We start from the raw sequence: 11,818 nt of genomic DNA, 5'->3' as shown, positions 1-11,818 counted from the left end.
TCGGGCGCGGGTGCCCGGGCCGCTCAGGCCGGCGCCGCCGCCGGGTCGAACCAGCGCCGCCCGGAGCCCAGCAGCACCAGCCCGAGGCCGACCACCGGGCTGGCGGCGAACAGCAGGGTGAAGGCGAGGAACGCGCTCGTGGGGTCGGCGCCGGGGATCTCGTCGGCGAGCGCGCTGAGCCGGACCGCCCAGTAGAGGCAGAGCAGCACCTGCACCGCGAAGCCGGCGACGAGCACGACCAGCGCCCGCCGTCTGCGGGTGTTGAGCGCCATCACCCCGCCGACGATGAGCAGCACGGCCGAGGCCACCTGGACGATCCCGAGGACGACGCCCTCGGTGGCCAGCGCGCCCACCTCGTCCGGCGCCGCCGACGGGTCCGCGCCGACGGCGAACCCGGCGACCGAGGCGAGGAAGGCCACGTAGAACGAGGAGAGCAGGACCAGCCCGCCCTGGACGAAGGCGAGGACCGCGGCCGCGATGACCTGGCCCGGCCTCTTCGCGCGCGGCGGCACCACGGGCCAGGGCGGCGGGTAGCCGTACGGGTAGCCGTAGGCCGGCGCCGTCCCGTAGCCGGGCACCGTCCCGTAGCCCGGCGCCGGGTGGGCCGGCGCGGTCGCCGGCGGGCCGCCGTAGGGCGCCCCCGGCTCGGTGGGCGAGTCCGGGTCGGCCCAGGGGCTCGGACCGCCCATCAGAGCGCCGCTGCCAGGGCGCGCCCGGCGGTCCGGCCCGAGAACAGGCAGCCGCCCAGGAAGGTGCCCTCCAGCGAGCGGTAGCCGTGCATGCCGCCGCCGCCGAAGCCCGCGACCTCCCCGGCCGCGTACAGCCCGGCGAACACCTCGCCGCCGGGGCGCAGCACGCGGCCGGACAGGTCGGTCTCCAGCCCGCCGAGCGTCTTGCGGGTGAGCAGGTTCAGCCGGACGGCGACCAGCGGGCCGGCGTCGGGGTCGAGCAGCCGGTGCGGCGGCGCCACCCGGATGAGCTTGTCGCCGAGGTAGGAGCGCGCGCCGCGGATCGCGGTGACCTGCAGGTCCTTGGTGAACGGGTTGGCGATCTCCCGGTCCCTGGCCACCACCTCGGCCTCGACGGTGGCGAGGTCCAGCGCCGGCTCGCCGCCGGTGATCCGGTTCATCCCCTCGACCAGCTCCGGCAGCGTGCGGGCGACGACGAAGTCCTCGCCGCGGTCGAGGAAGGCCTGCACGGGCGGGGCCACCTCGACCCGCGCCCGCTTGAGCAGCAGCCTCAGGTCCCGGTTGGTGAGGTCGGGGTTCTGCTCGGAGCCGGAGAGCGCGAACTCCTTGCCGACGATGCGGTGGGTGGCGACGAACCAGGTGTGCTCGTGGCCGGTCCGCCCGATGTGGGCGAGCGTGCCGAGGGTGTCGAAGCCGGGGAACAGCGGCACCGGCAGCCGCTGGCCGGTCGCGTCCAGCCACAGCGAGGACGGCCCCGGCAGGATCCGGATGCCGTGCTTGTCCCAGACCGGCGAGTGGTTGGCCACGCCCTCGGTGTAGTGCCACATGCGGTCGCGGTTGACCACGCTGGCGCCGGCGGCCTCGGTGGCCTCGAGCATCCGGCCGTCGACGTGCGCCGGGACGCCGGAGAGCAGCCGCCGCGGCGGCTGACCGAGGCGCGCCGGCCAGTTCCTGCGCACCAGCTCGTGGTTGCCGCCGATGCCGCCGGCGGTGACGACGACGGCCTGCGCGGCGATCTCGAACGGCTCGACCTCCACCCGGGAGCTGGCCTCGCCCCGCGCCACGTCACTGGGCTCCAGGACGTGCCCGCGGACGCCGGTGACCGCGCCGCCGGTGACCACCAGCTCGTCGACCCGGTGGCGGAAGAGCAGCTGCAGCCGGCCCTCCTCTGCGGCGGCCCGCACGCGGCGGGCGAACGGCGCCACGACCCCGGGCCCGGTGCCCCAGACGATGTGGAACCGGGGCACCGAGTTGCCGGCGCCCGTGGCGGTGTAGCCGCCGCGCTCGGCCCAGCCGACGATCGGGAAGAACCCGATGCCCTGCTCCTTGAGCCAGGCCCGCTTCTCCCCCGCCGCGAACTGCAGGTAGGCCTCGGCCCACTGCCGCGGCCAGTGGTCCTCCGCGCGGTCGAAGCCCGCGGTGCCGAACCAGTCCTGGCGGGCCAGCTCGAGGGAGTCCCGGACCCGCAGCCGGCGCTGCTCCGGCGAGTCGACGAGGAACAGTCCCCCGAACGACCACCAGGCCTGCCCGCCGAGCGAGCCCTCCGGCTCCTGGTCGAGCAGGACCACCCGCTTGCCGGCGTCGGCCAGTTCGGCGGCGGCCACCAGCCCGGCGAGGCCGGCTCCCACGACGACGACGTCGGTCTGCGCTGTCACGACCGCGACGCTAGCGGGACCGTCCGCCTCCCCGCCGTCCCCCTGGGGAGCGACGCGCCCGGCCGGTCCACGCGCGCACCGGCCGGCGCAGGGTCAGCGCCAGGCAGCCGATCGGCCCGATGAGCAGCAGCAGCGGCTGCCAGAGCGCCGTCCCGCCGGCCAGCGCGCCGAAGAGCGCGACCAGGGCCAGCAGGCCCAGCAGCAGGACGACGCTCACGGCGGTCAGCACCAGCCAGCCCCGGCCGCGGCCGACGACGACCAGGACCGCGCCGACCAGGGACAGTCCCGCCAGCAGCACGGGGACCGCGATGTACCAGTCCCACGTCGACCCCGGCGTGTAGAGCAGCCAGCCCAGGTACAGGTACTCGGCGGCGACCAGGAAGCCGAAGACCGCGGCGAACGGGGCCTCGAGCGGCGGCGTCTGCGCGGCGGCGGGAGCGGCGGCCGGGCGCAGCGGCGCGGACCGCGGCGAGCGCCGCGCCGCCACCCGGGAGCGGGAGGAGGGGGACGGCATGGGGCGACAGCGTAGGCCGGAACCCGGTCAGCAGGTCACGGACGGCTGGACGTCGGCTGTGGGGCGCCCGGGTAGAGCCGGTGCCACCGCCGCAGGGACACCCACCGGCGCACCCCCGGCAGCGCCGCGAGCACCGCCGTCGCGGCGGAGATGAGCCAGGCGACGATCGTGGCCGCCGAGCCCGCCCCGCCCAGGCCGCCGAGGACCAGGCCGACGGTCAGCAGGGCGGCCATCAGGCCCGCGGACACCGTCAGCCCCAGCCACGCCCGGCCCAGCAGCAGGCGGACGGCGCCGACGAGCAGGCCGGCGACCCAGCCGATCGTGAGCAGCAGGACCACCCAGGTGGCGGCGCCGCCGTCGGAGCGGTCGGTCGCCAGCGCCAGCGCGCCGTTGCCGATGCCGAGCAGCAGGTACGCCGAGGGCAGCGCCAGCACGGCCGCCGTGATCGCCACGAGGGGCGGGCGGCGCTCCGGATCGCTGGCGGCGGGCACGAGCCGAAGACTACGGCCGTTGTCCCGTCCTTGGCCTCCCCGAGCCGCGCATCGTTCCGCGGCGAGATTCGCCTGTGTGTCGCCATCGACGCGGGGGTCACGACACTCAGGCGAAAGTCGGCGCCGACCACGAGTGGTCGAGGCGAGGCTCGCGCTCAGGCCACGGGCTCGGGTTGCCCCGCCGACGAGCGCCGCCAGGAGGCGTGCAACCGGGCGTAGGGGCCCTCGGCGCCTACGAGCTCCGCGTGGGTACCGCGCTGCACGACCCGGCCGGCGTCGACCACCAGCACCTCGTCGGCCCGCTCGGCGGTGGAGAGCCGGTGCGCGATGGTCAGCGTCGTCCGGCCGTCGGTGAGCTTGTCCAGCGCCCGGGTGAGCCGCTGCTCGGTGGCGGGGTCGACCGCGCTGGTCGCCTCGTCGAGCACCAGCAGGTCGGGATCGGCGACGTAGGCGCGGGCGACGGCGACCAGCTGCCGCTCCCCCGCCGACAGCGACTCGCCGCGCTGGCCGACGGGGGTCGCCACGCCGTCCGCCAGGCCCTCGACCCAGGCGCCGAGGCCCAGCTCGTCGAAGGCGGCGACGACGTGCGCGTCGGTCATGCCGGGCTTGCCGTAGCGGACGTTGTCGGCGACGGTCGCGTCGAAGAGGAACCCGTCCTGCGGCACCATGACGACCCGCTCGCGCAGGCTCGCGAAGGCGACGTCCTTCAGGGGGACGCCGCTGAGCCGCACCTGCCCCTCGACCGGGTCCATGAGCCGGGTCACCAGCTTGGCGAACGTCGTCTTGCCCGAGCCCGTCTCGCCGACGATGGCCACCCGGCGGCGCGCGGCGATCTCCAGGTCGACGTCGTCCAGGGCCTTCCTCGCGCCCGGCGCGTAGCGGAAGGAGACGTGCGCGAAGCGCACCGACAGCGGGCCCTCCGGCAGGGTCCGCGCGGAGCCGGTGACGGCGGGATCCTGCACGTCGGGCTCGGTGTCGAGGACGTCGAGCACCCGGCGGAAGCCGGCGAGGGCGTTCTGCGCCTCGTTGAGCACCTCGCTGGCGGTCTGCACCGGCGCGACGAACAGGGTGACCAGGAACAGGAAGGCGACCAGCGTCCCGGCGGTGATGTGCCCGCCCAGGCCGAGCAGCACGCCGACGATGACGACGGCGGCGTTGGCGATCGCCGCGACCAGCTCGCCGGTGACGTAGACGGCGGCGGTCGTCTTCTGGGCGTGCACCGAGGCGGAGTAGTGGCGGCCGATCGCGCCGTCGATGCGGGCGGCGGTGCGCTCGCGGACGCCGTAGGCCCGCACGGTGGGCGCGCCGACGACCGACTCCGACACCGCGGCCAGCACGTCGCCGACCCGCTCGCGCACGGTGCCGTAGACGACGGCGAGCTTCTTCGCGAAGAAGCGCACCGCCACGGCCAGCGGCAGGAAGCAGACGATCACCAGCACGGTGAGCTGCCACGAGTAGACCGACATGACCGCGATCGCCACGATCAGCTGGCCGACGCTGATCACGCCGAGCACGCCGCCCCACTGCATGAACACCGACAGCTGGTCGACGTCGCTGGTCACCCGGGAGACCAGCGATCCCCGCCGCTCCCCCTGCTGGTGCAGCACGGAGAGGTCGTGCACGTGCCGGAACGCCCGCACCCGGAGGCCGGCCAGCGCGGTCTCCGTCGTCCGGAAGAGCCGGACGTTCATCCGGTAGACGGCGACGGCGGTGATCAGGACGACGACCGCGCAGGCGGCCACCAGCCAGCGGACGAGGCCGAGGTCGGGGCCGCCGGAGCCGGACAGCCCCTCGTCGATCGTCTGCTGCACCGCGATCGGGACGACGACCCGGCCGGCGGTGGCGATCAGCGCGAGCAGGAAGGTCAGCGGGAGCCCGCGGCGGAACTCGGGCATCATCCGCAGGCCGCGGCGCAGCGTGGCGAACGCGCCCTCGGTGTTCCGGTCGGCGGGAAGTTCGATCTCGCTCATGCCGCGGCCGCCTCCTGGTAGGCGCGGACCAGCGCGGCGTAGCCGGGGACGCTCGCCAGCAGCTCCTCGTGGGTGCCGCGCGCGGTCACCCGCCCGTGCTCGAGCCAGACCACCTCGTCGGCGAGGGCGATGGTCGCCTGCCGGTAGGCGACGACGACCACCGTCGACGGCGGGTCGGTGGCCCGGAGGGCGTCGAGGATGCGCTGCTCGACCGCGGGGTCGACGGCGCTGGTGGCGTCGTCGAGGACCAGCAGCCGGGGCTTCCGGACGACGGCGCGGGCCAGCGCCAGGCGCTGCCGCTGGCCGCCGGAGAGCGACGCGCCGCGCTCGCCGACGCGGGTGTCGAGGCCCCGCGGCAGCGCGGCGACGAACTCGTCGGCGGCGGCGGTGCGCAGCGCCGTCCACACCTGCTCGTCGGAGAACTCGCCGCCGAGGGTGACGTTGCCGCGCACGGTGTCGTCGAACAGGAAGGTGCCCTGCGGCACGAACGCGGCCTGGCCGCTGACCTCGCCCTCGCGCAGGGTGCGCAGGTCGACGCCGTCGAGCAGCACGTGCCCGTCGGCCGGGTCGACCAGCCGGACCAGCAGCCCGGCCAGCGTCGACTTGCCCGACCCGGTCGGGCCGACGACGGCGAGCGTGCTGCCGGCGACGACGTCGAACGTGACGCCGGTGAGCGTGCTGCGGTGGGCGCCGTCGAAGGCGAAGTCGAGGCCGGCGACGGTGAGCGCGGCGCCGCCGGTGCCCCGGGGGGCGGCGTCCGGACCGTGCGGTGTCTCGCCCGTGGCCTCGAGCACCGGGGTGACCCGGTCGAAACCGGCCAGCGCCCGCGGCAGGTCGGCGAGCACCCAGCCGATCGCCCGGATCGGCAGGGTCAGCAGGCTGAACAGGTAGGCGATCGAGACCAGCGCGCCGGCGTCGGTGGCGCCGTCGGCGACCCGGCTCGCGCCGATCAGCAGGATCGCGAGGATGCCGAGGTTGGGCAGCGACTCCAGCATCGGGTCGAACAGCCCGCGGACCCGGCCGACGGCGACGAGGCCGTCGCGCAGCTCGAAGGCCCGCTCCTCGAAACGGCGGGTCTCGGTGTCCTCGCGGCCGAGGGTCTTCACCACGAGGCCGGCGTCGAAGCTCTCGTGCGCGATCTCGCTGACCTCGGCACGCAGCTGCTGCGCCCGCTGCATGCGCGGGCTCATCACCTGCGAGTAGACGACGTTGGTGAGGAAGACCAGCGGGAAGACGACGAGGCCCACGAGCGCCAGCCACGGGTCGGTGAGCAGCAGCGCGGTCACCGTGATCGCGATCATCACCAGCGAGCCGCAGGCGAACGGCAGGGGCGCGACGAAGAACCAGGCGCTCTCGACGTCGGAGTTGGCGTTGGACAGCAGCTGGCCGGTGGGGTGGCGCTGGTGCCACGACAGCGGCAGCCGCAGGTACTGGCCGGTGACCCGGCGGCGGTAGTCGGCCTGCAGCCGGTACTGCATGACGCCGGCGAACAGCCGCCGGCCGAGGATGCCGAGGATCTTGAGGACGGCGACGGCGACGATCGCGGTGGCGGCGAGGGCCAGCGCACCGGCCGTCGTCCGGCCGTCGCGGAACGCGGGGAGGATGACCCGGTCGGTGACCTCGCCGATGACGTAGGCGCTGGCCACCGTCATGCCGGCGTAGACGCTGCTGCCCAGCAGGGCGAGGGCGAACATCCCCCGCTGCTCGCTGACGGCGCGCCCGACGTGGCGCAGTCCGCGCCGCACGACGGCGTCTCGGCGGCGGGGCACAGCTCTCCTCAGGTCGTGCGGACGGCTTTCCGACTGTACGTGATCGTTAGGGACGCTAACCGCTGTGGCGGCGGTCGCGCGGACACCGTGGCTAACGTGGCGGGATGAGCAGCCCTTCCCGGCCGCTGGCCGAGCGCGAGCGCGCCGAGCTCGCCGACCTGCTGGACACGCTCGGACCCGACGCGCCCACGTGCTGCGCGGACTGGGACACGGCGCACCTGGCCGCCCACCTCGTCGTCCGGGACCGCCGTCCCGACGCGCTGCCCGGCTACGGCCTCGAGCGGATCAATCCCGCGCTGGGCGCGTGGGGACACCGGCTGGAGGACCGGCTGCGCGAGTCCACCGGCTACGCCGACGTGGTGGCGCGGGTCCGGTCGGGTCCGGCGGCGTACCTGCCGATGGGCTGGCCGGGCATCGGGACGTTGCTGAACACCACCGAGTTCGTGATCCACCACGAGGACGTCCGGCGCGCGCGCCCGGGCTGGTCGCCCCGCCGCCTCTCCCGGGCCGACCAGGACCAGCTGTGGCGGGCGGTGGGGTTGCTCGCCCGCCAGGCCGCCGGCCGGGGCCGGACGCTGGTGCTGCGCCGCGCCGACGTCCCCGGCGCCGAGAAGCGGATCGGCAGCGGCGAGCGGCGGAAGGTGCTCACCGGCGAGCCGCTGGAGCTGCTGCTGTGGATCAGCGGCCGCAAGGACGTCGCCCGCGTCGCCGTCTCCTGAGGGACTTTCGGCGCCGAAAGTCCCCGGCTACAGGCGCGGGTCGACCGGCTCGGACTCCAGCGCGAGGACGGCGAACACGCACTCGTGCACCCGCCACAGCGGCTCCCCGCGGGCGGCCCGCTCCAGCCCCTCGAGGCCGAGCGCGTACTCGCGGTGCGCCAGCCCGCGCTTGCGGCCCAGGGCGCGCTCGCGCAGCCGGTCGAGGTTCTCCGGGCGGGTGTAGTCCGGGCCGTAGATGATCCGCAGGTACTCCCGGCCGCGGACCTTGAGCCCCGGCTGCACGAACCCGCGCCGGCCCCGGGTCAGGTTGGCGGCGGGCTTGACCACCATGCCCTCGCCGCCGGCCGCGGTGAGCTCGGTCCACCAGGCGGTGGCCGCCTCCTCCGCGGCCGGGTCGGTGACGTCGACGAACCGGTGCGCCGTCGGCCGGAGCAGCTCCGGGTCGGCGGCGACCAGCCGGTCGGCCAGCGCCAGGTGCCAGGAGTGCTCCCGGTCGGCGAAGGTCGCACCGGCCGCGGCGAGCAGCTGGAACGGCGCGACCGAGATCCCGGCCAGCCCGTCGGTGGGCCAGCAGTACCGGCGGTACGCGTCGGTGAACGCATCGCCGTCGTCGGCCCTCCCCCGCTGACGGTCCAGCAGGTCGCCGACCTCCAGCCCGCGCGCGGCGGCGGCCTCCAGCACCGACACCGCAGCGGGCAGCGCGGCGCGGGCCGCGGCGCCCACGGCCGCGTACTGGGTGCGGATCAGCTCGCCGGCCTTGGCCGACCACGGCAGCAGCTCGGCGTCGAGCAGCACCCAGTCGCTGGCCAGCTCGTCGAAGAGCCCCGCCGTCCGGACGGCGGCGGCGAGCCGGGTCAGCAGCTCCGCGGTCAGGGCGCCCCCGAAGAAGGAGCGGCCGGTCCGGGTGTGCACCGCTCCGCCGCCGTCGGCGCGCACCAGGGCGACCGCCCGCGACCCCATGTGCTTCTCCTGGCAGACGACCTGCGCGACGCCCTCCCCGCGGTAGTACGCGAACGCCTCCGCGGGGTGCTCGAGCAGCCCGGGCAGCGCGGAGGTGGCGACCGGGCTCATCGTCGGCGGCAGGTACAGCAGCTGCTGCGGCGCGATCGCGAACCGGCTCATCACCTCGATCGCGGCCGCGGCGTTCTCCGCGCGCACGGTCACCCGCCCGGCGACGCGGGTCTCGACGATCCGCTTGCCGAGCACGTCGTCGACGTCCAGGACGTCGTCCGCGCGCGTCTGGACGGCGGGAGCCGCAGAACCCTCGGGCAGGAACGGCCGGGCCGGCGCGTACCAGGTCCGGTGCGCCGGGACGGCGACGACCTCCCGCTCCGGGTAGCGCAGCGCGGTGAGCCGGCCGCCGAACACGCAGCCGGTGTCGAGGCACATCGTGTTGTTCACCCACTCCGGCTCGGGCACCGGCGTGTGGCCGTAGAGCACCATCGCGCGGCCGCGGTACTCGGTCGCCCACGGGTAGCGGACCGGCAGGCCGAACTCGTCGGTCTCCCCCGTCGTGTCGCCGTAGAGCGCGAAGTCCCGCACCCGCGCGCTGGCCCGGCCGTGCAGCCTCTCCGGCAGCCCGGCGTGCGCGACGACCAGGTTGCCGCCGTCGAGGACGTAGTGGCTGACCACGCCGTAGCAGAACCGCTCGACCTCGGCGCGGAACTCCTCGGGCTCCTCCTCGAGCTGGGCGAGGGTCTCCTCCAGGCCGTGGCTGATCCGCACGTCGCGCCCGCGCAGCGCCCGGACCAGCTTGTTCTCGTGGTTGCCCGGCACGCAGAGGGCGTGCCCGGCGGCGACCATCCCCATGACCAGCCGCAGCACGCCCGGGGAGTCGGGGCCGCGGTCGACCAGGTCGCCGACGAACACCGCCGTCCGCCCGTCGGGGTGGACGGCGTCCACCGGGCGACCCTGGGCGTCGCGGGTCACCGCGTAGCCGAGCGCGGCGAGCAGCTCCTCGAGCTCGGCGCGGCAGCCGTGCACGTCACCGATCACGTCGAACGGGCCGGTCAGCTCGCGGCGGTCGTTGAACTGCTTCTCGTAGCCGATCGTCGCGGCCTCGACGTCCTCCGGGGTGGCCAGGACGTGCACCTTGCGGAACCCCTCGCGGCCGAGGCCCTTCAGGCCGCGGCGCAGGTCGGCCCGCTGCCGCCGGATCACGCCCGGGTCGAGGTCGCGGTCGGGGCGCGCGGCGGTCCGCTCCAGCAGCACCCCCTCCGGCAGGTCGAGCACGATCGCGACCGGCAGGACGTCGTGCGCGCGGGCGAGGGCGACCAGCGAGGCGCGGTCCTCGCGCTTGACGTTGGTCGCGTCGACGACGGTGAGCAGCCCGCGGCGCAGCCGGACGCCGGCGATCGCGTGCAGCACCTCGAAGGCCTCCGGCGTCGCCGCCTGGTCGTTCTCGTCGTCGGCGACCAGGCCGCGGCAGAAGTCGCTGGAGAGCACCTGGGTGGCGCGGAAGTGCCGGCGGGCGAACGTGGACTTGCCCGAGCCGGAGGCGCCTATCAGCACCACCAGCGCGAGATCGGGGACGGCGAGCTCGCTCATGCGGCCACCTCCTGCGCACGGCTGAACACGGCCATCTGCGTGGGCGGGCCCACCTCCGGGTCGTCGGCGCCGACGGGCACGAACCGGACGGCGTAGCCGTGCCGGCCGGCCACGCCGGAGGCCCACGCGGCGAACTCCGCGCGGGTCCACTCGAACCGGTGGTCGCGGTGCCGCATGGTGCCGGCGGCCAGGTTCTCGTAGCGGACGTTGTGCTCGACGTTGGGCGTCGTGACGATCACGGTGCCGGGCGCGGCGTCGGCGAAGACGGTCCGCTCCAGTGCCGGCAGCCGGTCGGGGTCGAGGTGCTCGACGACCTCCATGAGGACGGCGGCGTCGTAGCCGCGCAGCCGGGCGTCGGTGTAGGTCAGGGCGCCCTGGCGCAGCGTGATGCGGGCGCGCTGCCGCTCCGGCAGGCGGTCCAGGCGCAGCCGCCGGGCGGCCTCGTCGAGGGCGCGGGCGCTGACGTCGACGCCGACGATCTCGGTGAGCGCGCGGTCGTTCAGCAGCGCCGCGAGCAGCGCGCCGTTGCCGCAGCCGAGGTCGAGCACCCGGGTGGCGCCGGCGGAGCGCAGGGCGGCCAGCACCGCGCCGTGCCGCTGCTGGACCAGGGGCACCGGGCGGTCGGGGACGTCGGCCGGGTCCGGGACGGCGTCGTCCAGCCGGTCGGCGTCGAGGTCGTCGACCTCGGCCAGCCGGGCCATGGCCTCGCGGGCGAGGCTCGTCCGGTGGGCGAGGTAGCGCCGGGTGATCAGCTCGCGCTCGGGGTGGCCGGCCAGCCAGGCGCCGCCGGCGCGCAGCAGCTTGTCGACCTCGTCGGTGCTGACCCAGTAGTGCTTGGCGTCGTCGAGCACGGGCAGGCCGACGTAGAGGTGGTTGAGCGCGTCGGCCAGCCGCAGCGTGCCGGTCATCCGCAGGTCGAGGTAGCGCGAGTCGCCCCACTCGGGAAACCGTGGGTCCAGCGGCACCGGCCGGGCGTCGATCCGCCAGCCCAGCGGCGTGAAGAACTGGGCGGCCATCCCCGCGCCGCCCCGGCAGGACAGCGCCGGCAGGTGCACCTCGAGCGGGATCGCCGTCTCGGCCAGCTCCGGCCGCTCCTTGCTCACGCCGCGGCGTGCGCTCGCGAACGCCTTGCCCAGCGCGACGGCCAGCAGGCTGGAGGCCGCGTACGGGCGGTCGTTGACGTACTGGCCGAGGCTGAACCCCTCGGCGCCCCGCGAGCCGCGGACCAGCGCGATCGGGTCGACCTCGAGCAGCAGCGCGACCGTGCAGCGCTCGTCGGATGCCTCGGGGTAGAAGACGTGCGCCGTCCCCGCCGAGACCTCGACCGTCTGCGCCCGCGCCGGGTTCTTGTGCAGCAGGAAGCCCAGGTCGGTGGCGGGCGCGTGGGTGGTCGACAGCGTCAGGAGCACCGCTGGAGTCTCGGCAGCCCGGTACGCGATCGTCCAGCGAGTTCCCTCGTGTGGA

General features: G+C 75.5%; 9 protein-coding genes. 1 reads left to right on the top strand and 8 read right to left on the bottom strand.

What is annotated here, in order from left to right:
* Positions 1–23: 23 nt before the first annotated feature.
* The 6 genes from AB3388_RS11725 to AB3388_RS11700 form a co-directional block, all read right to left on the bottom strand.
* The gene (locus AB3388_RS11725; RefSeq protein ID WP_495410950.1) at positions 24–689 is read right to left on the bottom strand and encodes a hypothetical protein; all 666 of its coding nucleotides are present in this window, start codon (positions 687–689) and stop codon (positions 24–26) included.
* On the bottom strand, positions 689–2,344 hold the full coding sequence (locus AB3388_RS11720; RefSeq protein WP_495410949.1) for an FAD-binding dehydrogenase: 1,656 nt from the start codon (positions 2,342–2,344) through the stop codon (positions 689–691). The genes AB3388_RS11725 and AB3388_RS11720 overlap by 1 nt, the downstream gene beginning before the upstream one ends.
* A gap of 10 nt (positions 2,345–2,354) precedes the next feature.
* On the bottom strand, positions 2,355–2,858 hold the full coding sequence (locus AB3388_RS11715) for a hypothetical protein (protein ID WP_495410948.1): 504 nt from the start codon (positions 2,856–2,858) through the stop codon (positions 2,355–2,357).
* Positions 2,859–2,893: 35 nt separating this feature from the next.
* Positions 2,894–3,349 (bottom strand): hypothetical protein, encoded by a 456-nt coding sequence (locus tag AB3388_RS11710; protein ID WP_495410947.1) that lies wholly within the window; start codon positions 3,347–3,349, stop codon positions 2,894–2,896.
* Positions 3,350–3,504: 155 nt separating this feature from the next.
* Positions 3,505–5,319, bottom strand: coding sequence for an ABC transporter ATP-binding protein (locus tag AB3388_RS11705; protein WP_495410946.1), 1,815 nt, complete (start codon positions 5,317–5,319; stop codon positions 3,505–3,507).
* Positions 5,316–7,088, bottom strand: coding sequence for an ABC transporter ATP-binding protein (locus AB3388_RS11700; RefSeq protein WP_495410945.1), 1,773 nt, complete (start codon positions 7,086–7,088; stop codon positions 5,316–5,318). Before AB3388_RS11700 ends, AB3388_RS11705 begins: the two co-directional genes overlap by 4 nt.
* A 104-nt stretch (positions 7,089–7,192) precedes the next feature.
* On the opposite strand from AB3388_RS11700, the gene AB3388_RS11695 reads away from it, so the two are divergent.
* Positions 7,193–7,807, top strand: a complete 615-nt coding sequence (locus AB3388_RS11695; RefSeq protein WP_495410944.1) for a TIGR03085 family metal-binding protein — start codon at positions 7,193–7,195, stop codon at positions 7,805–7,807.
* A gap of 27 nt (positions 7,808–7,834) precedes the next feature.
* Here AB3388_RS11695 and AB3388_RS11690 read toward each other — a convergent pair whose 3' ends face one another.
* Entirely contained in the window at positions 7,835–10,354 is a 2,520-nt protein-coding gene (locus tag AB3388_RS11690; protein WP_495410943.1) for a polynucleotide kinase-phosphatase, read from the bottom strand.
* The gene (locus AB3388_RS11685; protein ID WP_495410942.1) at positions 10,351–11,763 is read right to left on the bottom strand and encodes a 3' terminal RNA ribose 2'-O-methyltransferase Hen1; all 1,413 of its coding nucleotides are present in this window, start codon (positions 11,761–11,763) and stop codon (positions 10,351–10,353) included. The genes AB3388_RS11690 and AB3388_RS11685 overlap by 4 nt, the downstream gene beginning before the upstream one ends.
* Between the last annotated feature and the right edge of the window lie 55 nt (positions 11,764–11,818).

This window comes from Geodermatophilus sp. SMS 5-13 (assembly GCF_059428245.1).
Note: the sequence above shows the minus strand (reverse complement) of the source record. Positions and strands in the feature narration are given on the sequence as shown.

Bases quoted from the DNA above. Each gene is read 5' to 3' on its own strand.
- AB3388_RS11725 (WP_495410950.1), bottom strand. From the start codon at position 689: ATGGGCGGTCCGAGCCCCTGGGCCGACCCGGACTCGCCCACCGAGCCG.
- AB3388_RS11705 (WP_495410946.1), bottom strand. From the start codon at position 5,319: ATGAGCGAGATCGAACTTCCCGCCGACCGGAACACCGAGGGCGCGTTC.
- AB3388_RS11690 (WP_495410943.1), bottom strand. From the start codon at position 10,354: ATGAGCGAGCTCGCCGTCCCCGATCTCGCGCTGGTGGTGCTGATAGGC.
- AB3388_RS11695 (WP_495410944.1), top strand. From the start codon at position 7,193: ATGAGCAGCCCTTCCCGGCCGCTGGCCGAGCGCGAGCGCGCCGAGCTC.
- AB3388_RS11715 (WP_495410948.1), bottom strand. From the start codon at position 2,858: ATGCCGTCCCCCTCCTCCCGCTCCCGGGTGGCGGCGCGGCGCTCGCCG.